Source organism: Frigoribacterium sp. Leaf415, assembly GCF_001424645.1.
Classification (GTDB): domain Bacteria; phylum Actinomycetota; class Actinomycetes; order Actinomycetales; family Microbacteriaceae; genus Frigoribacterium.
Window position 1 is genome coordinate 528299 of the sequence record NZ_LMQR01000001.1, and the last position, 24057, is coordinate 552355.

Sequence of the window (24057 nt, forward strand, 5' to 3'; positions counted from 1 at the left end):
AACCCCGTGTCAGACATCAGCGCCGATCCCGACGCCACCTTCCGACGGGGCACTGTCGACCCCCTCCCGCCGCATTCCGTCCGGTCCCGTCTCACCCGTCTCGTCGGCCCGGTCGTGCTCGTGTTGCTGTCCTTCGTGATGGTGCTGGTCCACGCTCCCCAGAACACGGCCATGTCGCCGATCGACGAGTGGGTGTACGTCGACTACCTGGGCAAGGTGCCGACTCAACTCATCGTCACCCAGGGGGAAGAGACCGGGGAGTTCGCGCGCGAGGCCATCGCCTGCAACGGCGTCCGCCTGGCGCTCGATCCCAACCCGGCCTTGTGTTCCGAGGTCGAGGCCGGAGATGAGGCCGACGACGCCTTCCCGATGGAGGGCGTCACGAGTGCCGACATCTACACACCGCTCTACTTCGCGACCACCTGGGTCGCCGCGCAACCGCTGACCTGGTTCGGGGTGGGCCTCCTCGACGCCGCGACCCTGGTGGGCGGACTCTGGCTGGCGCTCGGCATGGTGCTGCTCTACGCGTCCATGCGGCTGCTGTCGGTGGGTCGTTGGGTCGCCGTGGGGATCGGGGCCCTCCTGATCGCGACACCTGCGGCCTATTGGTCCTCGACCTACCTCAGCACCGACGCGCCCTCGCTCGCGGTCGGGGCGGGGCTGCTCTACACGGCGCTCCGCATCATGACCGGCCGTTCCGGGCACGTCGCTTTCGTCGTGATCGCGGTCGCCGGTGTCTTGTTCAAGGTGCAGAACGTGGCGGCCGTCGGTCTGACCGCGCTGGCACTGCTGGTGTGGTCCCTCGCCCGGGCTCGCCGCGACGCCTCGGAGTCGCCGGGTGGTCGCCCCTGGTTCGTGGCGGGGTCGCTCAGCCGATCCACCATCGCCGCCGTCGTGGCCGTCGTCGCGTCGGTGGCGGGACAGGCCGTCTGGGTCGTCATCCGGGCGACCGCCTCGAGCGGACCGTCACCGGACCAGGGCGTCTCCCAGACTTTCTCGATCAAGTCGGCCATCCAAGAGAGTCTCAAGTTCCTGGGCGGCACGTCCCAGGACCCCACCGGGGTGGCGAACTCCATCGCCCTCGTCGTCGCCGCGACCGCCGTGTCGTGGCTTTCCATCGCCGGGGTGGTGGGGCTCGTCGTCACCGCGCGTCCCGGTAGCCCCGAACGCTTCGTCTCGTGGGCGGCACTCGTCATGGCGCTCATCGCCGGGCCGCTCCTCGCCGTCGGCGTGATGGCGGTCAGCGGGTTCTACTTCACCCTCCCGGTGCGGTACGGCATCTCCATGCTGCCCGCCTTCCTGCTCTGCGCGGGAATCCTGCTCAGTCGGAACAGGCGCGTCGGCGTCGTCTTGACCGTCGTCGCCGCACCGATCTTCGTCGCATCGCTGCTCGGCAGCTGACGTCCGGGGACGGCCGAATGCGTCGAGCCGACGTCCGACGTCAGACGAGTCGGCGCGCGACGGCCCAGTAGGTGCGCATCGCGGTCTGGAGCACGCCTGCGCCGCGGGGCAGCGGGAACACCTGCTGATCCAGCGTCGCCGTGAGCAGCGGCACGAGGTCGCGATCGGACGTGGTCCGCACCTGTTGCACCCACGTGCGTCGCTCCCGCAACCACGACGAGTTGTCCTTGATCCAACGGTGGGCCCGCGCGTTCTCGTCCGACCACCCCTGCGCGCGAGCGACCACGCGCATGGCGACGTCGAGTGCCGTGGCGGGCAGCCACGTCAGCGCTCGGAGTCGAGGGCCGTAGGCCGTCCGCAGAAAGATCTGACGGTTCTTCTCGAGCAGGTACATCTTGAGCGCGTTCCGGCTGAACTCGTAGTGGTGCAGAACGACGGCGTCGGGCACGTAGACGACCTGCAGCCCCTGCTGCCAGGTCCGCCAGCTCAGGTCGACGTCCTCGTGGTAGGCGAAGTACTCGTCGGCGAACCCGCGGAGGCGCAGCCAGAGGTCGCGGGAGAGGACCAGGCCGGCACCCGATGCGGACGCGACCTGCGCCTCCTCGGCGTGGTGCGCGGCGGGTTCGTCGAGCCCGCCCGCCCAGCTGAGCCCCACGACGTGGACGGGGTTGCCGGCGGAGTTCATCACCTCGGGGTCGGAGGCCAGGCGGATGCTTCCGCTCGCGATGCCGACCTCGGGTCGGGACGCGACGGCGACCAGCTTGGCCAGGGTGTCGGGCCGCACCTCGGCGTCGCTGTTGACGAGCGAGAGGAATTCGCCCTCGGCCAGTCGTGCCCCGAAGTTCACCCCACCGGCGAACCCGAGGTTCTCCGAGGGCGTGACGACCCGGAGGCGCGGGTCGGCGGGCAGCGTCGAGACCGCATCGCTGGTGCACCCGTTGTCGACCAACACGACGTCGACGTCGACGCCCGTGGAGGCGAGGACCGACGACACGGAGTCGTGCAGGACCGGCTCGTCGCCGTAGGCGAGGGTGACCACGGTCACGCGGGGAAGACCCATCAGGCCTGATCCGCCCGGTGGACGGAGCGTTCGAGGCGCCGGAGACGTTCGTCGTGCAGGGCCACGTCCTCGGCCAGGGTGCGGGTCTTGTCTTCGAGCACCGTGAGTTCGGCGCTGTGCTGCACCGAGACCAGGAACAGGATGATCGTGCTGAGGAAGAAACCGAGGTTGGTCGGGGCGGTGATGCCGAGGGCTGCAGCGGCCCCGGTCAGGATGCCCGGGAAGACGGCCACGACGAGCGCGAGCACGCCGGCGAAGATCCACCACAGGGCGTGGCGTTCGCGCACGCGTCGACGACGGAGCATCTCGAAGACGACGTAGAGCACGAGCACGGCCGACACGATGCCGAAGACGTAGGTGGTGACGCTCATGGGGTCGGGGCCTCCACGCTGAGGGCGAGCGGAGGCCGCCACAGGGCGATGATCAGGGCGAGACCGGCCCGTCCGAGGTAGACGGCGGCCTTCACGGGGTTGTGGGACGGGGTGCCGCCGGCCCGGGGGCGCATCGAGACGGGCACCTGGGTGATGGAGCAACCGGCCCGTGCCGCCAGCACGAGGGACTCGACGGTGTCACCCAGGTACTCGGCGGGATAGTGCCGGGCGAAGATCTCGATCGCCCGGGGCCCGGCGCCGCGGAACCCGGAGGTCGTGTCGGTCAGCTTCGTCCGCGCGATGCGACCGATGACCGCCGCCAGCACGACCATCGCCCATCGGCGCGGGCCCGTGACCTGGTAGTCGCCCTCGCCGGCGAAGCGGGCACCGATGGCCACGTCGACGGATGCCAGGGCGTCGAGGATGAGCGGCACCCCGGCCGGGTCGTGCTGCCCGTCGGAGTCGACCTGGACGACGTACCGGAACCCGTGTTGCCGTGCGTACTTGAAGCCGGTGCGCATGGCTCCGCCGACCCCCAGGTTGAACGGGAGGTCGAGCACGGTCGCTCCCGCGGATCGCGCGCGGGCGACCGTGTCGTCCCGCGAGCCGTCGTTCACGACGAGGACGGTGACGCCGGGCAGCTTGTCGAAGACCTCGGTGACCACGTCGGCGACGACGTCCTCTTCGTTGTACGCGGGCATGACGATGAGAGTCTGCGCCAGGGCCGATGACATGGTCCGATGGTGCCAACAGGTCGGGCCCCGACCGGCACAATGGGCCCATGACGACCTCGACCCCGACCCCCGGGACCCGTGGGGCGACGCCCGCTTCGGGTGGGCGGCCCGGTCTTCTTGCGCGCCGAGGTGGAGGCGTCCTGGGCGTGGTCGCGATCGCCGCCGTCGCAGCCCTCGTGGCCTGGCTGCGGTTGCCGCCGGCGGCCCGCGACACCCTCTGGGCCGAGGACGGGCGGGTGTTCGTCCAGCAGCGAGCGGCCGGCGGTCCTTTCGAGACCTGGTTCGTCCCGTACGACGGCTACCTGCACCTCGTGCCCCGCGTCGTGGCCGATCTCGCGTGGTCGTGGCTGCCCGTCGGTGGCCTCGCGTCGGGCGTCACGGTCCTCGCCTGTCTGGTGGCTGGCGTCGTCGCCGCCGGGGTCTGGTCCTGCTCGCGCGGTCTCGTGCCGTCGAATGCCGTCCGGCTCGCGCTCGCGGCCGTGACGGTCCTCGTGCCGCTCGGGCCGCTCGAGGTGGCGGGCAACCTCGCCAACCTGCACTGGTACCTGCTGTGGCTCACCCCGTTCCTCCTGCTGCATCGGTACCGGAGCACGACCGCCACCGTGCTCGCCGCCGTCGCGGCGCTGCTCGTCGGCCTGACCGAGATCCAGGCCGTCCTCCTCGTCCCGCTCGTCGTCCTGGCGCGGCTCCTCCGCCGTCGGCCCGCTCCCACGCGCCGGGATCTCGTGCCCGTGGCCGTCCTCGGCGCGGCGCTCGTCGTCCAGGTCGTCGTCTCAGCGCTCACGCCGCGAGCGGACGCCCCCGGTGCCGCCTCGACGGTGCCGCAGGTCGTCCTGGGCTACCTGACGTCCGTCGTCCTCGGTACCTGGGTACCCTCCGCCTCCACGATGGGCGGACTGCTCGACGGTGCCGGATGGTCCGTGGTCCTGGTCGCGGCCGTTCCGTTCGTGGCGTCGGCGCTGGTCGTGATCCGGTCCGTCGGACGCTCGACCGTTCGCCGGTCGGACGACGACGCATCCGGTTCGGTGGCTCCCGAACGGATGGTCCTCGCCTCCGTGGCGGCGGTCGCGTCGGTCGGCCTCTGGACCCTCGACGTCGTGGTGAACCACGGTCCCGACACGAAGTTCTGGTTCGCCGACCCCGGGCGGGTGTCGGAGCTCGGGCTGACGCGCTATGCGGTGGTGCCGTCGATGTTCCTCCTCGTCGTCGTGCTGTGCGCCGTCGACGCGCTGCTCCTCTCGACACGACGACGTCTTCGGGCGGCGGGTGCGGCCGCCCTCGTCGCTCTCGCGATCGTCGCGGCGGCCTGGTTCGTCGGCCCGGACACGGTGCGCGCCGACGGACCTCGGTGGGAGGGATCGTTGGGGGTCGCCGAGGACGTCTGCGACGACGGGGCGGAGGTCGCCGACGTGGCCGGGGCTCCGGCGGGCTGGGGTGCCCTCCTGTCGTGCGAGGTCGTCGACGAGGTTCCCTGAACACGCGACCCGTGTGGGCCGGGTCGGACCCTCGGTCTAGAGTCGTCATCGGCGTGCCGTCCACGGCCCAGCCGACCGGAACGCCCACGCGTCACCGGCTCCCCGCAACCGGAAGCATCGCATGACCACCTCCGCCCACACCGGCGCCGGCGCCCTCGTCGTCCTCCCCACCTACGACGAGGTCGAGAACCTCCCGATCATCCTGGGGCGACTCTTCGCCGCGGTCCCCGAGGTCCACGTCCTCGTGGTCGACGACGGCAGCCCCGACGGCACCGGTGAGCTCGCCGAGACGATGGCAGCGGACGACGAGCGCATCCACGTGGCACACCGCACCGGCAAGCTCGGGCTCGGCTCCGCCTACGTCATGGGTTTCGGCTGGGGCCTCGAGCGTGATTACGACGTCGTCATCGAGATGGACGCCGACGGCTCGCACCCGCCCGAGAAGCTGCCCGAGATGATCTCGCTCGTCAGCGCGGCCGGTGCGTCCGCCCCGAGCCTCGCGATCGGCTCGCGGTGGGTCCCGGGTGGCTCGGTCGTCAACTGGCCGGTCTCCCGCCAGGTCCTCAGCCGCGGCGGCAACCTCTACGCCCGTCTCGCCCTCGGCCTCCAGCTCAAGGACGTCACGGCAGGGTTCCGCGCCTACACCCGCCAGGCCCTCCAGGCGATGGACCTCACGGGCATCGACTCGAAGGGTTACTGCTTCCAGGTCGACATGACGCTCCGCGTCCTCGACGGCGGCGGCCGGGTCGTCGAGGTGCCCATCGAGTTCCGCGAACGCGAGCTCGGCGAGTCCAAGATGAGCCAGGCCATCGTCGTCGAGGCCATGCTCCGGGTGACGAAGTGGGGTGTCCGGCGACGCCTGCAGACCCTGCTGGGCAAGCGCCCCGGGCCTCGCTGGGTCGTCGAGGACTGACGTCGGGCAGAGGGCGGCGGGCGCAGCTCGGGATCGGCCACGGGTGCGCGACCCGACCCGCGCCTCCTACCGGCCGGTCGCCTGCGGCAGGCGTGACCGCCACGACCGCTTGCGGGCCGCGATGGTCGCGATGGTGACGAAGGTCATCAGGGTTCCTTCGAAGAGCACGAAGCTCTCGGCGACGGCCGTCACCCCGATCAGCACGAGCACGAGCGCCGGCCAGACGTAGGCCACGATCGGGTGGCCCGACGCCGTGATCCAGCTGCGCACGAACGCGAGGGTGCCGGCCACGACGAGCAGCAGGCCCCCGACGAGGCCCAGCTGCAACCAGATGTCGAAGAACGCGTTCAGGCCCGTCTCGTGCGGTCGGCCGCTCGGGGCGATGATCGTCGAGTAGGGGAAGATGCCGGTCGGCCACTGTCCGACGAAGCCCCAGCCGACGATGTCGTGCACCGCGGCCAGTTCGCGGATGCGAGCCCAGAGCAGCGACCGCACCGACAGGTCGCTGGTCGCGTCGACGGCATCGAGGAGGCGCGAGCGGCCCGCGTAGGCCAGCGCGCCCCCCAGCACCACGATCACCGCGAAGACCGATTGCATGAGCGACCGTCTCGACTCGGGGGCGCGCCGCAGCGCGTCGAGCGCCACGCCCGCCACGATCAGGACGATGACCGCGATCGCCGTCGCGGGGGAGCGGGCGAAGCCGAGCGCCGTGAGGGCGAGCACGCCCGAGGCCACGGCCTGTCGTCGGGGAACGGATCGGGTGAGGAACTCGACGGCGAAGGTGATCACCGCGAGCGTCGCCAGGAACCCCAGGTAGTTGCGGGTGCCCGAGATGCCCTGGATGGGCCCGCCCGCGGCGAGGTTGCCCTGGATGCCCAGGAACGCGATCGGCTGGTCGATCAGCAGTCCGCTCAGCACCTCGAGCGACAACGAGATCACGAGCAGGATGCGCAGGGCGTCGCCGAACGCCCTCACGACCTGCACGAGGTCGCGTCCGAGCGCCAGGTAGAGCCCGAGCGCGCCGAATCCGACGGCGTAGGCCACCCCGCCGATCGTCACCCAGGTGTACTCGCTCCAGAAGACGCTGAGGCCCATGAACCCGAAGAGGGCCATGAGGGACACGGGCAGGATGCCGTGCCATTCGATGTGGTGCCGACCGCCGACGAGCGAGAGCGCCGCCAACACCACGAGCGTGCCCAGGACGGCGAGCGACCCGGGCCACCCCATCAGGGCGCGCACGGACTGCGTCGAGAACGCGTAGAGGACGATCGCGACCGACAGCGCCTGCGAGAAGTGCCCGCCGGCCGAGAAGCCGATCCAGGCCGAGAGGTACCGGCGCAGGGGGTCCCGGTCGCGGTCGAACCCGTGGTCGTGGCCGAAGGTCACCGGTCGTGGCCCGTCCAGCCGAAGGGGTCGCGTCGGGTGACGAGCACGACGATCACGAACGTGGCCCACCCCCACTCGACGATCAAGCGGGACTCCGTCAACCCGTGGACGAGCAGGGCCGTCACGAGCAGCAGCGGCAGCAGGTCGAGGGCCGACCACGGGGCCGCGACCTCGCGGGCCAGCATCCGGCGGTCGACGGCCCACCACCAGGACCGCAGCACGACCCCGACGATGGTCAGGCCGAAGAGGATCAGGCCGACCCACCCCAGCTGGAACCAGACGTCGAGGTACGCGTCGTGCGCCTGCAGGTACACGACGCCGTTGCGCTCGGCGAGGTCGGTGAAGGGTTCGACGAAGGGGAACCAGTAACTGACCCAGCCCCAGCCCACGACGGGGTGCTGGACACCCAGGTCGTAGACGGCCGACCAGATGTCGGTGCGGCCCGTCAGGTCGCCGCTCTTGCCGAGCAGCCCGAGCAGGGGGCCTCGGGCGAGGACGGCGCCGGCGACGGCCGCCACGACGACGATCGCCGCCGCGCCGAGGACGGGGGCACGGCGACCGGGCTCGCGGCGGCGGGTCGCCAGCACCAGCAGCAGCACGAGGCCGACGGCGACCGCGACCACCGCGACCGTCGCCGACCGGGTCAGGACGAGTGCCAGCAGCGAGGCGGCGAGCCCGACGACCGCCGAACCGCGGGAGATCGACCGGTTCGCGGCCTCGACGGCCGTGACGATCAGGGCGAGCAAGGCGATGATCGCCAGGATGTTGCTGTTGCCCTGCAGCCCCTGGATGCGACCGCCCTCGAAGAGCACGTCGCGCGACCAGAACCACGCCGCGGGCTGCCCGGTGCAGTCGAGGTAGACCGGGCACACCGGCTGTCGCACGAACAGCCCGACGACGACCTCGAACAGCAGCGAGGCCACGACGTGGATGCGCAACGCTCGTCCGAGGGCCGTCACGATGGCCGGCCACGGAGCGACGACGGTGACCGCCAAGGCGCCCACGCTCGTCATCAGCGTGAGGACGATGCCGATCGCCGAGCCGGCCGGGTACTGCGACCAGGCGATGGAGGCGACGGCTAACGCCAGGAAGAGCACGAGGAGGCGCGGGAGGGTCCGCACCCGGGGCGGGTGCCGCACGACGAGGACGACGGCGGCGACCACCATCGCGACGCAGGCCGCCCCCCAGCCCCACCAGCCGGTGCCGTTGCGCAGGACGTCGCCGCCGAAGAGCACGAGGAACGCGAGTGTCGCGAACGTCGTGGCTCCGCGCGCGGGCGCCACTCGGGCGGGCCGCGCGGGCAGCGTCGAGGTCATGGGCACCAGGCTAGACGACGGGGGAGGCGCGGCGGGGCGACCAGGGGCCACCCCGCCCGTCGGATCAGACGAAGGCTGCCTGGCCCGTGATGCTGCGGCCCACGATGAGGGTGTTCATCTCGCGGGTGCCCTCGTAGCTGTAGAGCGCCTCGGCGTCGGCGAAGAACCGGGCCACGTCGTAGTCGAGGACGATGCCGTTGCCGCCCATGACCTCGCGGGCGTATCCGACCGTCTCACGCATGCGGGCCGTGGTGAACGCCTTGGCGAGCGAGGCGTGCTCGTCGCGCTGGGTGCCCTCGTCGAGCATCTGGGAGCACCGCACAACCATGCCGATCGACGCGGTGATGTTGCCGATGCACTTCACCAGGAGGTCCTGGATCAGCTGGTGCTTGGCGATGGGCTTGCCGAACTGCACGCGCTCGTTGGCGTACGCCAGGGCCGCCTCGTAGGCGCCGATCGAGTTGCCCACGGCCGCCCAGGCGACCTCGGCCCGGGTCAGGCGGAGCACGGCCGCCGTGCTGCGGAAGGAATCGGCCTGCTGGAGCCGGTTGCGCTCGGGCACGCGGACGTCCTCGAGGGTGATGTCGGCGTTCTGGACGATGCGGAGGCTCTGTTTGTCCTCGATCTTGGTCGCCGTGTAGCCCGGGGTGTCGGTCGGGACGATGAACCCCTTGACCTGGCCGTCCTCGGCGCTCTTGGCCCAGATGATCGTGATGTCGCTGAACGTGGCGTTGCCGATCCACCGCTTGGAGCCGTTCAGCACCCAGTCGTCGCCGTCACGGGTCGCGATCGTGCGGAGTCCTTGGGCCGAGTCGGACCCCGACAACGGCTCGGTCAGGCCGAAGGCACCCACCAGGTCGCCGCTCGCCATGCGGGGAAGCCACTCGGCGCGCTGCTCGGGCGAACCCCCGACGCCGATCGACCCCATCGCCAGGCCGTTCTGCACGCCGACGAAGGTCGCGACGGACGCATCGACGCGGGCGAGCTCGAGTGCGACCCAGCCGCGGAAGACGGCGGAGTTCTCGAAGGGGCGCGTCTCTTCCCACGGCATGCCGAACAGGCCGAGGCCGGCGAGGCCCTTGACGATCTCGTGCGGGAAGGTCGCGTCCGCCCAGTGGCGGTTCACGCCGGGCTTGACCTCGGTCTCGAGGTAGCGGCGCAGATCGGCCAGCACACCCTTCTCGCGGTCGGAGAGCAGGTCTTCGTAGCCGTAGAAGTCGCTGACGAGAGAGGTGAACGAGGTGAGGGTCGCTGATGACATCCGTGCTCCATTGCTTCGTGTCGGGACGACAGGAGCCTAGGCAGCGCCCCGGCCGTGACCAAGGGATTGGTAGCTTTGGTCAACACCCCGGCGTCGTCGACCGCACGGCTTTGTAGGGGGCGACCAAGCACGACCTCGACAAGCAGGTAAAGCCATGTTCCTCGCCATCACCAACACGCCCCGCGACTACGCCTGGGGTTCGACGACGGCCATCGCCGACCTGCTCGGTCGTCGAGCGAGCGGGCGCCCCGAGGCCGAGCTCTGGCTCGGCGCGCACCCTGGCTCGCCGAGCGTCGTCGTGGCCCCGGCGGTGGTGGGCGGTGCCGACACCCTCGCCGACTGGTTCGCCGCCGAGCCGGCCCGGGCCCTCGGGCGCGACCGGGACCACCTGCCGTTCCTGCTCAAGCTGCTCGCGGCCGACGGGCCTCTGTCGATCCAGGCGCACCCGACCCCCGAGCAGGCCCGCGAGGGGTTCGCTCGCGAAGAAGCCGCCGGCATCCCGCTCGACGCCCCCGAGCGCAACTACAAGGACTCCTCGGCCAAGCCCGAGATCATCGTGGCCCTGAGCGACACCTTCGACGCTCTCTGCGGGTTCCGCGAGCCGGCCGAGACCCTGGCCGACGTCGACCTCCTCGACGACGGCTCGGGGCGCCTCGACCGGCTCCGTCGGCACCTGGGCGAGTCCCTTCGGTCGACCCTCGCGTTCCTCTTCCAGGCCGACGACGACTCGGCCGCGACCATCGCCGCGGTCAGCGAGCTCGCCGCCGCCCACCGGGCCGAGGGAGCGAGCGTCGCGACGGTCGTCGACCTGGCCGAGCGCTACCCGGGCGACCCCGGCGTCGTCCTCTCGCTGCTGCTCAACCGGGTGACGCTGCGGGCCGGCGAGGCCCTGTTCCTGCCCGCCGGCAACGTGCACGCCTACCTGGGTGGCTTCGGCGTCGAGCTCATGGCCCCCTCCGACAACGTGCTGCGCGGCGGGCTGACTCCCAAGCACGTCGACGTCCCCGAACTGCTGAGGGTCCTCGACTTCGAACCGCTGCCCGTGCCCCGCCTCGAGCCCACCGCGGTCGCCCGCGGGGTCGAGCGCTTCGCGCCCGACGGCACGGCCTTCGCCCTGCTGAGGGTCGACGCCTCGGGGCCGGGGGCCGTCGTCGAGATCGGCGGTCCGAGCATCGTCCTGGTCACCGAGGGCGAGGTCCACGTCAAGGGGCAGGACGGCACCATCCGGCTCGGCCGGGGTGAGTCCGCGTTCGTCACGCCCGACGAGGTCCGGCTCGCGATGACCGGCGACGGCACCGCGTACGTGGCCACGCCGGCCTGAGTCGGGGGCGGGGCCGTCGACCGCCGCCGCGCGCCACGTGCCGGGCCCGCCACCACCCGCCACGACCCGCCGGGCACCCGGTAGGTTGGCCCCATGTCATGGTTGGTCACCGGCGGTGCCGGGTACATCGGTTCTCACGTCGTCCGCGAGTTCACGGGGGCGGGCATCGACGCGGTGGTGCTCGACGACCTCTCGTCGGGCCTCGAGGGGTTCGTGCCCGCCGACGTGCCGTTCGTCCGGGGCTCGATCCTCGACCGCGAGTTGATCGAGCAGACCATCGACCGGCACGGCGTCACGGGCGTGGTCCACGTCGCGGGGTACAAGTACGCCGGGGTCTCGGTCCAGCGTCCGCTGCACACCTACGACCAGAACGTCACGGGGACCGCCCGCCTCCTCGAGGCCATGTCGAGCCGGGGCGTCGACCGGATCGTGTTCTCGTCGAGCGCGGCCGTCTACGGCACCCCGCCGACCGAACTCGTGACCGAGGACACCCCCAAGGCGCCCGCGTCCCCGTACGGCGAGAGCAAGCTGATCGGCGAGTGGCTGCTGCGCGACCAGGCCGTGGCCGAGGGTCTGCGCCACACGAGCCTGCGTTACTTCAACGTCGTGGGCTCGGGCCGACCCGACCTCTGGGACGCCAGCCCGCACAACCTCTTCCCGCTCGTCTTCGCGGCCCTCGTCGAGGGACGCGTCCCGCGCATCAACGGCGACGACTACGACACCCCCGACGGCACCTGCGTCCGCGACTACGTCCACGTCGCCGACCTGGCGGTCTCCCACGTCGCCGCGGCCCGCCGACTGGACGCGGGCGAGCCGGTCGAGCCCGCCTACAACCTCGGTTCGGGCGGGGGCGTCTCGGTCGCCGAGATCATGGCCGCGATGCGCGAGGGGACCGGCATCGACTTCACGCCCGAGATCGCTCCGCGTCGCCCCGGCGACCCCGACCGCATCGTCGCGGACGGCAGCCTGGCGGCGCGCGACCTCGACTGGGAGATGCGGCACACGCTCCTCGAGATGGTCACGAGCGCCTGGCAGGCCGCGCCTCGCGGCTGACGGACGACTCCGCGGCCAAGGTCACCCGTTCCGGTCGAAACGTCCCCCGACACGCCGGGGCTCCCTTGCCCCTGATCGGGGGGTGGAGGGTTTATTGGCCCTCGACTTGACGGATGGGTAATGACACCGGTGTAATTACCTTGTCGCGTACATTCACGGGCGATCGACACGAGGGGAGATGCGCTGTGGGCATCCACGAGAACCGCGCCGGCGTCCCGGACGACTGGCACGTCGACCCGATCCAGCTGGGTGTCCCCGGCGTCGGATCGTCGGCGTCGCGCACCACCGTCGCCGACGACGAGAACCAGCTGGCCTGGCAGGCGGACTCGCTCTGCGCCCAGACCGACCCCGAGGCCTTCTTCCCCGAGAAGGGCGGCTCCACGCGGGACGCCAAGAAGATCTGTGCCTCCTGCGACGTCCGGGCCCAGTGCCTCGAGTACGCACTGCAGAACGACGAGCGCTTCGGCATCTGGGGCGGGCTGTCCGAGCGCGAGCGACGCAAGCTCCGCAAGCGGGCCTGACCCGCGCCTCCTCGGCTTCCGACGGCATCGACCCCTCCGGGTCGGTGCCGTTCCGTCGTCCTGGGCCGAGGTCGAGGGACCAGGAGGCGCGGGTCGCCACGTCTCGCTCGTCGCGTCGGCGCGCCGAGTCGGTGCCCGCGTCGGTGCGACCTAGGCTGCACGAGTCATGCAGCCGAGAGTCACAGCGATCCTCGTCGCCCCTGGTGGAGCGACCTACCTCGACCGAACCCTCGACGGGCTGTCGCGTCAGACGCGGCCCCCCGAGGCATTGGTGGTGGTCGACACCGGCGGCAAGGACTCGGCCGCGGGCCGACTGTCGCTCAGTGGTGCCGCCCAGCTGGCCTCGCTGCCCGACGCGAAGACCTTCGGTGCCGCCGCCGCGCACGGCGTGCGGCTCTCCGACCCCGGCGACGGCGACCCCGACGAATGGGTCTGGCTGCTCGGCCACGACAACGCGCCCGCGCCCGAGGCGCTCGAGCACCTCATGACGACCGTCGAGGTGTCGCCGTCCGTCGCGGTCGCGGGGCCCAAGCTGATGCGGTGGGGCCAGCCCGGCGTCATCGCCGAGTTCGGCGAGACCGTCACCCGGTACGGCGCCTCGCTCGCCCGCGTCGAGAACGAGCTCGACCAGGGCCAGCACGACGTCACCGACGACGTGCTCGGCGTCGCCGCGGGCGGCATGCTCGTCCGTCGCACCGTCTGGACCGCGCTGGGCGGCTTCGATCCCGCGCTGCCGCACGTGGACGCGGCGCTCGACTTCTCGATCCGCGCCCGTCTCGCCGGTCACCGTGTGGTGCTCGTGCCCGATGCGAAGGTCGACAGCGCCGGACCGCCGGAGGAGTTCGGCCACGGACCCGTCGGTCACGCCCGTCGAGCGCGCCTCCGCCGTGCGGCGCAACTGCACCGGCGCCTCGTCTACTCGGCGGCCGTCCTGTTGCCGCTGCACTGGCTGAGCCTCGTGCCGTTGGCGGTCGTCCGGAGCGTCTGGCACCTCCTCACCAAGAACCCCGGAGCGGTGGTGGGCGAGTTCGCCACCGCGTTCCAGGCGGCCTTCGGCGGCTCGCACGTGCGGTCCGCCCGCCGGGCCCTCGCCCGGACCAAGAGCGTCGGGTGGAGTTCGGTCGAGCCCCTGCGGGCGTCGCGCGCGCTACTGCGAGAACGCCGCGTCACCGAACGTGACGCCCAGGTCGCCGTCGTCGAGGACGCGCCCGATCCGCGGGCCAGCTTCGTCCACTCGGGCGGTCTCTGGGTCGTGCTGGTCGCGTCCGTCGTCGGCGTGGTCGCGTTCCTGCCGCTGCTCGGCAACCCGGCCGTGACGGGTGGCGGGCTGTTGCCGCTCAGCACCTCGGTGGGTCAGCTGTGGTCGTCGGTCGGCTACGGCTGGCGCGAGATCGGCACCGGGTTCGTCGGCCCCTCGGACCCGTTCGCCGCGCTCGTCGCCGTCCTCGGCAGCCTGACGCCCTGGTCGCCGTCCACCGCGGTCGTCGGCGTCTACGTCGTGGCCCTGCCGCTCTCGGCGCTGGGGGCGTGGTTCGCCACCCGCCGCGTGACCCGTCGCACCTGGGTGCCCGCCGTCGCCGCGGCGCTCTACGCCCTCTCGTCGCCGCTGATGTCGGGGCTGCAGTCCGGACACCTGGGCGCCGTCCTCGCGCACGTGGCGCTCCCGTTCCTGGTCTGGGCCATGATCGGTGCCGCGAGGTCGTGGACGGCCGGGGCCACCGCCTCCTTGCTGTTCGCCGTCGTCGCCGCCGCCGCGCCCTCGCTCGTCCCGGCCCTGCTCGTCGGCTGGCTCGGGTCGATCGTCAGTCGCCCCCGCGGCACCCATCGCCTCGTCGCGGTGCCCCTCCCGGCGCTTGCCCTCTTCGCCCCGCTCGTCGTCGCCCAGCTGCAGCGGGGCACCTGGTGGGCCGTGTTCGCCGACCCAGGGGTCCCCACGAGGTCGGACCCCGCGTCGCCGCTGCAGCTGTTGCTCACGTCGCCCGAGACGGGGCTCAACGGCTGGACGGCCCTGATCGCCGGCACGGGCTTCTCGTCCGCCACGCTCGCCGTCCTGGTCGCCGTCGCGATCGCCCCGCTGGCGCTGCTCGCCGTGGCCTCGCCGTTCGTCGGCTCGCAGCGCCGCGCGGTCCCCGCCCTCGCGCTCGCCCTGCTCGGCTACCTCACGGCCGTCGCCGCGACCCACGTGTCCGTCACGGGCGTCGGCAGCGACACGACCACGATCTGGGCCGGGAGCGGACTGAGCCTCTACCTGCTGGGACTCGTCGGCGCCGCGGCCGTGACCCTCGACCGGCTGCCGAGGGTCGCCCCGCCGGCCGGTGCCCTGGTCGCCGTGCTGGCGGTGGCCGCCGCGGCCCCCACCGTGGTCGCGTCGTTCGGCCCTGTGGCCGACGTCCGTCCGAGCTCGGGCCGCATCCTGTCGGCCTACGTGACGGCCGAGGCCGAGGCGACGCCCGACGTCGGGACGCTCGTCCTCACGCCTCAGCCGGACGGCTCGCTCGCCGTGTCGCTCGAGCACGGGCAGGGAGCGACGCTCGACGACCAGTCGACGCTCGACTCGACCGCACAACGTCTCACCTCGGTCAACGAGGACCTCACCGTCCTGGCCGGGAACCTCGTCAGTCGCAGCGGTTTCGACCCGACCGACGACCTGCGTCGACTCGGTGTCGGGTTCGTGCTGCTGACGGCCACCGACGACGACGGCGACGCCGACCGGCTCGGCCAGCGCGCGGGCGAGGCGCTCGACGCCGACGCCGACTTCCTGCCCGTCGGCGACACGTCCAACGGTCTCCTCTGGCGGTACGTGGAGGCGCAGGACGAGCGCGACGCGCGTCCGGCTGCCGGACCGCTGCGTCCGATCGTCCTGATCAGCTGGGGACTCGTCTTCGGCTCCGCCCTGCTGCTCGCCATCCCGACGTCGCCGCGACGACGTCGATCCCGGGCCGGGACGCCCGAGGCCGAGCAGCCCGCCACGACCTTCGACGAGGAGCGAGATGAATAAGAGATCGGTCTTCTCCACGACGGGACGCCTGGCGGTCGGCGTCGTCGGCCTCGCCGTCGCCGCCGCGGTCGTCGGCGGTGCCGCGGTCGTGCGGCTGCCCTCGTTCGAGACGGTGCCGGCGGGTCAGCTCGTGACCCCGGTGCCCGTCGACCAGCAACGGGTCTGCACCGGTGCGCTGCTGCAGCTCTCGGACGCCGAGGGTCAGCAGGCCACGACCGCGAGTTCGGTCGGCCGGGCCGCCGTCGCCCGGCAGTCGAGCGAGGGGGACGTCGACGTCGGCGAGCTCGCCGGTGCCGACGGAAGCGATTCGCGACCGTCCGTGGTCACCGCGCCCGTCGAGGGCACCGACGTGCCCCTCGTCGCGGCGGCCCAGAGCCAGTCGGTCGACGAGGGCGACCTGCGCGGCTTCGCCTCGGCGCCCTGCACCGAGCCCACCAGCTCGACGTGGCTGATCGGCGGCTCGACCGAGACGGGGCGCGTCTCGCTGATCAGCCTCGTGAACCCCAGCGACGTGAACGCCACCGTCGACCTCGACATCCGGTCCGAGACCGGCGAGGTGCAGGGCCCCGGCATCGACGGGATCGTCGTCGCCCCCCGCAGCCAGAAGGTGGTGCCGCTCTCCGGCTTCGCGACCGGACTCGTCTCACCGGCCGTCCACGTGTCGAGTCGCGGCGGGCAGATCGTCGCCACCCTCCAGCAGAGCGTCGTCCGCACCCTCGAACCCGGCGGCGTGGACATCGTGACCGGGTCCGCCGCGCCCTCACGCGAGTCGGTCGTCACGGGCATCGTCGTCCGCGACTCGGCCAACCTCGAGGGTGCGCTGGCCGACCCGTCGTCCTCCGACCTCCAGTCCGTGCTGCGCGTCCTCGTCCCGGGCCGGGACTCCTCGCAATTGAGCGTCTCGTTGGCCACCGACGACGGCACCGGCACCACGTTCGAGACCCGGGTCGAGGGGGGACGCGTCACCGACGTGCCCATCGACGGGCTCGAGGACGGCGTCTACACCGCCACCGTGCGATCGTCCACGGCCGTCGCCGTGGCCGCACGGACCTCCACCGTCGCCGCCGACGCGGGAGGCGTGGACCTCAGCTGGGCCGCATCGTCGCCCCGCCTCTCGGGTGACACCGAGGCCGTCGTGCCCGACGGTGAGGGCGGACGCCTCTGGCTCGCGAACCCGGGTCAGGACGCCGTGACGGCGAAGGTCACCGTGGGCGACGGCGACGAGCGGGACGTCGAGGTGCCCGGTGGGTCGACGGTCGGCGTCGACGTGGGCCCGGGCGACGCCGTCCGGCTCGAGGACGCCGACGACCTGCGGGCGGGCGTCAGCTTCTCGGCACCCGCGGCCATCGCCGCCTGGCCGGTGACCTCGCCGTTCCCGGCGTCGACGCCCGTGACCGTCTACCCCTGACGACGCCGGCGCGGGCTCGGGACGTCCGGGGTGGCCCCGACGTCCGGGGGCCCCGACGACGCACCGGCTCGGTTCAGCCGTCGCGCCAGCGGTCGGGCGCGAGCTCCCACGGGTCCTTGCCGAGCAGGTCGGCCACGGCACGGAACACGTAGCCCTCGACGAGGACGCGGTGGTTCCACTCGTCCTCGGCGGCGCCCCGTCGGTCGTTCGACGGTGCGAGCCGCTCGATCGGCAGGCGGTACAGCACCACCCGGCCGGCGGCCCGATCGACCGACCAGCGTTCGACGCGGGTGCGGTCGGGTTCGGCGGGGAGACCGGCGACCTCGAACGACGTGTCGGCGAGTTCGTCGGGCCACGCCTCGCGCAGGTAGTCGGCGGTGGCGGCCACGATGTCGTCGAAGAGGTCGACCCGCGTGCGCAGGAAGGGCAGGTGGGGCCCGGCGGCGGACGACCGCAACCCCCGCCCGTGGCGGTCGCGCCGACGGGACCGGTCGGTGACGCGTGCGCGGCGGGCCTTGCTCATCCGCCCATCGTAGGCCTGCCGAGGAGGCGCGGGTCGGCCCCCGGGGGACCTCGCGATAGTCTGTCCGCCAGATGAACGGTCGACCCTGCAGCAAGGTGACGTGCCACGACGAGGCCGTCGCGACGCTGACGTACGTGTACGCCGACTCGATGGTCGTCGTCGGGCCCCTGAGCGACCGCGTCGAGCCGCACGGTTACGACCTCTGCGCCCGCCACGCGGGCTCGTTGTCGGTCCCGCAGGGCTGGCAGGTCCTGCGCCGGGTAGTTTTGGGCCATGACCTCTGAGAACACCCCCGTCGACCTGACCGCCTTCGTCAAGACCTACGACGTCCGTGGGCTGGTCGGCAGTCAGCTCACCGGCGAGGTGGTCGAGGCGTTCGGTGCGGCCTTCGCCGACGAGATCGACGGCGCCGGCCGTGACCTGGTCGTCGGCCACGACATGCGCGACTCCTCGCCGGGCTTCGCCGACGCGTTCGCCCGGGGCGCCCGCGCCCGGGGCGCGAACGTCGTGGCCCTGGGCCTGTGCTCGACCGACGAGTCGTACTTCGCCTCCGGCTCGCTCGACGCCCCGGCGGCCATGTTTACCGCGAGCCACAACCCGGCCACCTACAACGGCATCAAGATGAGCCGGGCCGGTGCCCAGGGCATCAGCCTCGACACGGGGCTGTCCTCGATCCGGGACCGCGCCTCCTCGTTCCTGGCCGACGGCATCGAGGCCGTCGCCGAGACCGGCACCGTGCGAGAGCACGACGCGCTGCCCGACTACGCCGCCTACCTGCGCGGACTGGTCGACCTGTCCGGCATCCGGCCGATCACGGTCGTCGTCGACGCGGGCAACGGCATGGGCGGGCTCACCGTCCCGGCGGTGCTGGGCGAGGCCGCGGGCCTGCCGAAGCTGCCGATCGAGATCATCCCGCTGTACTTCGAACTCGACGGAACCTTCCCGAACCACGAGGCCAACCCGCTCGACCCGGCGAACCTCGTCGACCTGCAGAAGGCCGTCCTCGAGCACGGGGCCGACCTCGGGCTGGCGTTCGACGGTGATGCCGACCGCTGCTTCGTCGTCGACGAGAAGGGCGACGCCGTGACCCCGTCGGCCGTGGCCGCGATCGTCGCCGTCCGCGAGATCGCCCGCGTCCGAGCCGCCGAGCCCGACGCCGAGATCTCGGTGATCCACAACCTGATCACGTCGCGTGCGGTGCCCGAGGCCATCGAGGCCGCCGGGGCGACCCCGGTGCGCACCCGCGTCGGCCACTCGTTGATCAAGGACGAGATGCGGTCGACCGGCGCGATCTTCGGCGGAGAGCACTCGGCGCACTACTACTTCCGCGACTTCTGGAGCGCCGACAACGGCATGTTGGCCGCCATGCACGTCCTGGCCGAGTTCGGGGCGCAGACCGAGCCGCTCTCGACCCTGACCGACCGGTACACGCCCTACTCGGCGAGCGGCGAGATCAACTCGACCGTCACCGACGTCCCGGCGGCGTACGCGCGCATCGTCGAGGCCTACGCGGGGGTCGGCGACTTCGACGAGCTCGACGGTCTCACGGTCAGCGGCACGTCCGACGACGGGTTCTGGTGGTTCAACGTGCGACCGTCGAACACCGAGCCGCTGCTGCGCCTCAACGCCGAGGCGGCGACGCCCGCCGGCATGGAGCGCGTCCGCGACGACGTCCTCGGGCTGATCCGCGGCTGACGGCCGACCGGGCCGCGGTCGCGGGGCGGGCTCGTTACCCCCTGGGGGTATCCTGGCGACCGGACGACACAGGCAGGAGGCGCGGGTGGCGCAGCAGGGTGAGCACGCGACGACGACGCACGTCGGCTACAGCGGCGACAAGGAGCAGATCGTCAAGCGTCTGCGCCGGGCCGAGGGCCAGGTGCGGGGCATCCAGCGCATGGTCGAGGACGACACGTACTGCATCGACGTGCTGACCCAGGTCAGTGCGGCGACCCGTGCCCTCGAGACCGTGGCGCTCCAGTTGCTCGAGGACCACCTCGCCCACTGCGTCGCCCAGGCGGCCCGCGAGGGAGGCGACGTCGCGGACGCCAAGGTGCGCGAGGCGTCGGCGGCGATCGCGAGGCTCGTCCGGTCGTGAGCCGGCGTGCCGTGGTCGGCCACGCCGACGACCGTCAGCGCCGGGGGAAGCCCGGGACGGTCTCGGTCAGGGCCGGGGTGAGGCGGTCGAGCAGGGCGGACTCGCGAGCCAGGGCCGCGGACTCGCGCTGGCGACGGAGTGCCGAGACGCCGGCCAGGAGGAACTCGGGATCGCCCCACGGCACGGGCGAGACGTACGGCGTCGTCTCGGCCGCCAGCTCGTCGGCGACGCGTCGCCGACTGGCGGGGGAGAGCTGCGGTGCCTGCTGCAGGAACGACGCGATGCGACGGGCCAGGCCGTCGGGCAGGCGCCCGACGTCCGCGATCTCGGCCCACCCCTGCAGGTGCGCCGGCACGCCGTAGACCACGTGCACGGCCTTGGACACGCGCTCGTTGCGACTGTAGGTGCCGGCCATCAGGTCGCCCAGGCGGCGGGACGACCCGTTCAGCAGGGCGACGACGACGGCCAGGCCGCCACTGGTCAGGACGATCTCGAGCAGCCCCACCAGTGCCCGGGTGAGGGCGTGGCGCAGGCCGATCGCCCCTCCGTCGGTGCGGACGATGCGCGCTCCCACGGCGAGCTTGCCGAGGGACCGCCCGTGGCTCGCCGTCTCGACGACCGTCGGAACGACGATGAAGCAGATCCCGATCGATGCGACGAGGAACGCCTGCGACAGCGCATCGTCGAGCACCCCGCCCTCGTTGAGCAGCGAGACGAGCAGCAACGCGCCGACGAGCAACACGGCGTAGGCCAGGTAGTCGATGAGCACGCCGGCGGCCCGCAGCACGAAGCTCGTCGGCCGGAGGTCGAGAGCCACCGCCTCGCCCGTGACGAGCTCGTCCCCACCCGCCGTGAAGGCCTCGACCTGGTCGGGGCGGAGCACCACCGGGGAGGCGCCTCGTGCCTTCGTGCGGGACATGCCTAGTATCTAAGCAGAATGGACATCGACGCCTACGCCGCCGCCCACGGCCACGACTGGGCCGAGCTCGACCGCCTCGCCCGACGTAGTCGCCCGAGCGGGCCCGAAGCCGATGAGCTCGTGCGCCTGTACCAGTCCGGGGCCGGGCAGCTGTCCGCGCTGAAGACGGCGACCGGCGACTCGGTGGTGGCCGACCGGCTCTCGATGTCCCTGTCGAGAGCACGACTGCGCTTCACGGGTGCCGGCCGCAACCTGTTCAGCCAACTGCCCACCTTCTTCGTCGCGCAGCTGCCGGCCGCCCTCTACCGGGTGCGCTGGCTGTCGATCGTGCTGACGCTCGTGACGCTCGTCGTCGCGGCGGTGTTCGCGATCTGGGCGGCGAACACGCCCGCGCTGCTGGCCTCGTTCGGCAGCGAGGAGTTCCGCCGGCAGTTCGCCGAGCAGGACTTCGTGAACTACTACTCCGAGAGCGCCTCGACCTCGTTCACCGGCCAGGTGTGGACGAACAACGCGTACATCGCGGCCCAGTGCGTGGCCTTCGGGATCACCGGGGTCTGGGTGCCGTACGCGATCCTCAGCAACGCCATGAACGTCGGCATCTCGGCCGGGCTCATGGCCGACCAGGGGCGGCTGGACCAGTTCTTCCTGTACATCGCCCCGCACGGCCAGCTCGAGCTCTACAGCATCTTCGTCGCCGGGGCGGCCGGTCTGATGATCTTCTGGTCCTGGGTGGCACCCGGTGCCCGCACCCGGGGGCAGGCGCTGGCACAGGACGGCCGCGCACTCGTGACCATCGCCGTCGGGCTGACGCTCTCGTTGCTGGTCTCGGGCGTCATCGAAGGGTTCGTCACCCGGCAGGCCTGGCCGTGGCCGATCAAGATCGGCATCGGCACCGTGGCCCTGCTCGGCTTCCTGGTCTACCAGTGGCTGCTCGGCGGGCGGGCCCACCGGGCCGGGCAGACCGGCGACCTCGACGAGTTCGAGGCGGGGGCGACGCAGCTCGTCGCCGACTGATCCCGCGTCGCCGCCCCGCCCCGCGCCTCCGTCAGAGGCGACCGGCCGCCTTGAGGGCGAGGTAGCGGTCGGCCAGGGCGGGGGGCAGGTCGGCCGGTGCGCCGGTCACGACGTCGGCGCCGACCTGACGCAGGGCGGCGGCGACCCGGCCCTGGTCGAGCCGGGCACGCTCGGCCGAGGCCGCTCGGTAGACCTCGTCGCGGGTGCCGCGTCGCAGAACCGTCTCGTCGAGGGCCGGATCGGTGACCGACGCCACGACGACGAGGTGCTGGCGGGTCAGCTGGGGGATCGCCGCGAGCAGCGACCGGGAGGAGCCGGGGCTGTCGACCGTGGTCGCCAGGACGACCAGAGCCCGACGGGACGTGACCGAGCGGACGAGGGCCGGCACGGCGGACCAGTCGGTCTCGACGAGTTCGGGCTCGACCGGAGCCATGGTCTCGACCATCGACGACAGCAGGGCGGGCCCGGTCGCGCCCTGCACGCGTCCCCGGACCCGACGGTCGAAGAGGACGACGTCGACCCGGTCGCCGGCCCTCGAGGCCAACGCCCCGAGCAGCAGGGCCGACTCGAAAGCCGTGTCGAGGCGGGGTTCGTCGTCGATGCGAGCTGCCGACGTGCGCCCCGTGTCGACCACGACGACCACGCGACGGTCGCGCTCGGGTCGCCAGGTGCGCACGACGAGGTCGTCGCGGCGTGCGGTCGCCCGCCAGTCGATGGAGCGGACGTCGTCCCCTCGGACGTACTCGCGCAGGCTGTCGAACTCGGTGCCCTGGCCGCGGATCATCACGCTCGTGCGCCCGTCGAGCTCGCGTAGCCGGGCCAGACGGGAGGGCAGGTGCTTTCGCGACGAGAACCGCGGCAGCACGCGCACCGCGCCGGGCACCTCGTGCGTCGCCTGTCGACCGGCGAGCCGCAGCGGGCCGACGGTCCGGACGGTGACGCCTCCGGCGCGGCGCTCGCCCCGACGGAACGGGGTCAGCGTCACGGTGAGGGTCGCGGCCCGTCCCGGCCGCAGAAAGAGGCGGCGGCGGGTGGGGGTGGCGCCGGCCGACGGCTGCCAGGCGTCCCGCAGGAGTCCGCGCAGGGTGCGTCGACCGTCGTTCACCACGGTCAGCCGGGCGGGTGCGCTCTCCCCGAGACGGATCGCCCCGGGCAGCTCGCGCCGGATCGTGAGCGACCGAGGCGATGCCGCGAGAACCACGTCGACCACGGTCAGCGCGGCGACGACACCGAGCCAACCGACGATCGCCCATCCGCTGCCCGTGACGACGACGGGCACGACGCCGAGCGCGACGAGCGCGACGAACCAACCGGTGACGGCCATGGCTAGAGCGGCACCCGGACCTGCTGCAGGACCGAGCGGACGATGCCGTCGGCGTCGACGCCCTCGAGCTCGGCCTCGGGGCGCAGCTGCAGGCGGTGCCGCAGCACGGGCAGGGCCATGGCCTGGACGTGGTCGGGGGTGACGTGGTCGAAGCCGGTCAGCCACGCCCACGCCTTCGAGGCGGCGAGCAGGGCCGTCGACCCGCGGGGGCTCACGCCGATCTTCACCGACGGGCTCTCGCGCGTGGCCCGGGCCAGGTCGACCATGTAGGCGAGCACGTCGGGGGAGGCGCCGACGCGGGCCACCTCGGCCTGGGCGCGGGCGAGGTCGTCGGGGCCGAGCACCGGGGTGACGCCGGCGGCCCGCAGGTCGCGGGGCGAGAAGCCCGCGGCGTGGCGGCTCAGCACCTCGACCTCGGCCTCGCGCGGCGGCAGGTCGAGGGTGAGCTTCATCAGGAACCGGTCGAGCTGGGCCTCGGGCAGCGTGTAGGTGCCCTCGTACTCGACGGGGTTCATGGTCGCCGCGACCAGGAACGGCGTCGGCAGTGCGCGGCTGACCCCGTCGACCGAGACCTGGCGTTCCTCCATCGCCTCGAGCAGCGCGGACTGGGTCTTGGGCGGCGTGCGGTTGATCTCGTCGGCGAGCAGCACGTTGGTGAACACCGGGCCGGCCCGGAACTCGAACTCGCCCGACTTCGCGTCGTACACGAGCGACCCGGTGATGTCCCCGGGCATCAGGTCAGGCGTGAACTGCACCCGGGCGGTGTCGAGCGACAGCGAGTGGCTGAGGGCGCGCACGAGCAGGGTCTTGGCCACGCCGGGGACGCCCTCGAGCAGGGCGTGCCCCTGTGCCAGCAGGGTGACGATCAGGCCCGTCACGGCACCGTCCTGGGCCACGACGGCCTTGCCGACCTCGGTTCGGACTCGGGCGAAGGTCTGCTGCAGTTCTGAGCTCATCTGGTGGT

Annotated in this window: 22 protein-coding genes; 12 read left to right on the top strand and 10 right to left on the bottom strand. The window is 72.4% G+C overall.

Annotated elements, in window-relative coordinates; translation table 11 throughout:
• Positions 1–6: 6 nt before the first annotated feature.
• Positions 7–1401 carry a hypothetical protein gene (locus tag ASG28_RS02495; RefSeq protein ID WP_055971673.1) on the top strand — a complete coding sequence of 465 codons (1395 nt, stop codon included), beginning with the start codon at positions 7–9 and terminating at the stop codon, positions 1399–1401.
• Between the two features lie 40 nt (positions 1402–1441).
• Here ASG28_RS02495 and ASG28_RS02500 read toward each other — a convergent pair whose 3' ends face one another.
• Genes ASG28_RS02500 through ASG28_RS02510 form a run of 3 tightly spaced genes read right to left on the bottom strand, consistent with a single transcriptional unit; the run spans position 1442 to position 3566 of the window.
• Complete coding sequence (locus ASG28_RS02500) at positions 1442–2461, bottom strand: glycosyltransferase family 2 protein (RefSeq protein WP_055971676.1); 1020 nt, start codon at positions 2459–2461, stop codon at positions 1442–1444.
• Positions 2461–2832, bottom strand: coding sequence for a DUF2304 domain-containing protein (locus tag ASG28_RS02505; protein ID WP_055971678.1), 372 nt, complete (start codon positions 2830–2832; stop codon positions 2461–2463). Before ASG28_RS02505 ends, ASG28_RS02500 begins: the two co-directional genes overlap by 1 nt.
• The gene (locus ASG28_RS02510) at positions 2829–3566 is read right to left on the bottom strand and encodes a glycosyltransferase family 2 protein (protein ID WP_055971681.1); all 738 of its coding nucleotides are present in this window, start codon (positions 3564–3566) and stop codon (positions 2829–2831) included. Before ASG28_RS02510 ends, ASG28_RS02505 begins: the two co-directional genes overlap by 4 nt.
• Positions 3567–3613: 47 nt before the next feature.
• On the opposite strand from ASG28_RS02510, the gene ASG28_RS02515 reads away from it, so the two are divergent.
• Positions 3614–5041 carry a hypothetical protein gene (locus tag ASG28_RS02515; protein WP_157485621.1) on the top strand — a complete coding sequence of 476 codons (1428 nt, stop codon included), beginning with the start codon at positions 3614–3616 and terminating at the stop codon, positions 5039–5041.
• A 121-nt stretch (positions 5042–5162) separates the two neighbouring features.
• Positions 5163–5954, top strand: coding sequence for a polyprenol monophosphomannose synthase (locus tag ASG28_RS02520; RefSeq protein ID WP_055971684.1), 792 nt, complete (start codon positions 5163–5165; stop codon positions 5952–5954).
• 66 nt (positions 5955–6020) lie between these two features.
• Here the strand turns inward: ASG28_RS02520 and ASG28_RS02525 are convergent, their stop codons facing one another.
• The 3 genes from ASG28_RS02525 to ASG28_RS02535 all read right to left on the bottom strand — a co-directional run bounded on the left by ASG28_RS02525 (position 6021) and on the right by ASG28_RS02535 (position 9917).
• Positions 6021–7340 (bottom strand): hypothetical protein, encoded by a 1320-nt coding sequence (locus ASG28_RS02525; RefSeq protein WP_055971686.1) that lies wholly within the window; start codon positions 7338–7340, stop codon positions 6021–6023.
• On the bottom strand, positions 7337–8656 hold the full coding sequence (locus tag ASG28_RS02530; RefSeq protein WP_055971688.1) for an O-antigen ligase family protein: 1320 nt from the start codon (positions 8654–8656) through the stop codon (positions 7337–7339). Before ASG28_RS02530 ends, ASG28_RS02525 begins: the two co-directional genes overlap by 4 nt.
• Positions 8657–8720: 64 nt before the next feature.
• Complete coding sequence (locus ASG28_RS02535; protein WP_055971691.1) at positions 8721–9917, bottom strand: acyl-CoA dehydrogenase family protein; 1197 nt, start codon at positions 9915–9917, stop codon at positions 8721–8723.
• A 154-nt stretch (positions 9918–10071) separates the two neighbouring features.
• Here ASG28_RS02535 and manA point away from each other — a divergent pair, with 154 nt between their 5' ends.
• The 5 genes from manA (at position 10072) to ASG28_RS02560 (ending at position 17218) form a co-directional block, all read left to right on the top strand.
• Positions 10072–11238 (top strand): mannose-6-phosphate isomerase, class I, encoded by a 1167-nt coding sequence (gene manA, locus ASG28_RS02540; protein ID WP_055971694.1) that lies wholly within the window; start codon positions 10072–10074, stop codon positions 11236–11238.
• Between the two features lie 93 nt (positions 11239–11331).
• On the top strand, positions 11332–12291 hold the full coding sequence (gene galE / locus ASG28_RS02545) for a UDP-glucose 4-epimerase GalE (protein ID WP_055971697.1): 960 nt from the start codon (positions 11332–11334) through the stop codon (positions 12289–12291).
• A 185-nt stretch (positions 12292–12476) separates the two neighbouring features.
• Entirely contained in the window at positions 12477–12812 is a 336-nt protein-coding gene (locus tag ASG28_RS02550; RefSeq protein ID WP_167599050.1) for a WhiB family transcriptional regulator, read from the top strand.
• Between the two features lie 166 nt (positions 12813–12978).
• Entirely contained in the window at positions 12979–15810 is a 2832-nt protein-coding gene (locus tag ASG28_RS02555) for a glycosyltransferase (RefSeq protein ID WP_055971699.1), read from the top strand.
• Entirely contained in the window at positions 15803–17218 is a 1416-nt protein-coding gene (locus tag ASG28_RS02560) for a DUF5719 family protein (RefSeq protein ID WP_055971702.1), read from the top strand. Before ASG28_RS02555 ends, ASG28_RS02560 begins: the two co-directional genes overlap by 8 nt.
• 73 nt (positions 17219–17291) lie before the next feature.
• Here ASG28_RS02560 and ASG28_RS02565 read toward each other — a convergent pair whose 3' ends face one another.
• Positions 17292–17741: a metallopeptidase family protein gene (locus ASG28_RS02565; RefSeq protein ID WP_055971707.1), complete on the bottom strand. Its 450-nt coding sequence runs from the start codon at positions 17739–17741 to the stop codon at positions 17292–17294.
• Positions 17742–17812: 71 nt separating this feature from the next.
• On the opposite strand from ASG28_RS02565, the gene ASG28_RS02570 reads away from it, so the two are divergent.
• From ASG28_RS02570 to ASG28_RS02580, 3 genes are all read left to right on the top strand, one after another.
• The gene (locus ASG28_RS02570) at positions 17813–18025 is read left to right on the top strand and encodes a DUF3499 family protein (RefSeq protein WP_054146594.1); all 213 of its coding nucleotides are present in this window, start codon (positions 17813–17815) and stop codon (positions 18023–18025) included.
• Positions 18015–19436: a phosphomannomutase/phosphoglucomutase gene (locus tag ASG28_RS02575; RefSeq protein ID WP_055971710.1), complete on the top strand. Its 1422-nt coding sequence runs from the start codon at positions 18015–18017 to the stop codon at positions 19434–19436. The genes ASG28_RS02570 and ASG28_RS02575 overlap by 11 nt, the downstream gene beginning before the upstream one ends.
• A gap of 148 nt (positions 19437–19584) precedes the next feature.
• The gene (locus tag ASG28_RS02580; RefSeq protein ID WP_233568399.1) at positions 19585–19836 is read left to right on the top strand and encodes a metal-sensitive transcriptional regulator; all 252 of its coding nucleotides are present in this window, start codon (positions 19585–19587) and stop codon (positions 19834–19836) included.
• Positions 19837–19870: 34 nt separating this feature from the next.
• Here the strand turns inward: ASG28_RS02580 and ASG28_RS02585 are convergent, their stop codons facing one another.
• On the bottom strand, positions 19871–20755 hold the full coding sequence (locus ASG28_RS02585) for an RDD family protein (RefSeq protein WP_082454264.1): 885 nt from the start codon (positions 20753–20755) through the stop codon (positions 19871–19873).
• Positions 20756–20773: 18 nt separating this feature from the next.
• Here ASG28_RS02585 and ASG28_RS02590 point away from each other — a divergent pair, with 18 nt between their 5' ends.
• Positions 20774–21769 carry a stage II sporulation protein M gene (locus ASG28_RS02590; protein ID WP_055971715.1) on the top strand — a complete coding sequence of 332 codons (996 nt, stop codon included), beginning with the start codon at positions 20774–20776 and terminating at the stop codon, positions 21767–21769.
• A 31-nt stretch (positions 21770–21800) separates the two neighbouring features.
• Here the strand turns inward: ASG28_RS02590 and ASG28_RS02595 are convergent, their stop codons facing one another.
• Both ASG28_RS02595 and ASG28_RS02600 read right to left on the bottom strand, forming a co-directional pair.
• Complete coding sequence (locus tag ASG28_RS02595) at positions 21801–23093, bottom strand: DUF58 domain-containing protein (RefSeq protein WP_055971720.1); 1293 nt, start codon at positions 23091–23093, stop codon at positions 21801–21803.
• A gap of 2 nt (positions 23094–23095) precedes the next feature.
• Entirely contained in the window at positions 23096–24049 is a 954-nt protein-coding gene (locus tag ASG28_RS02600; protein WP_055971723.1) for an AAA family ATPase, read from the bottom strand.
• Positions 24050–24057: the final 8 nt, after the last annotated feature.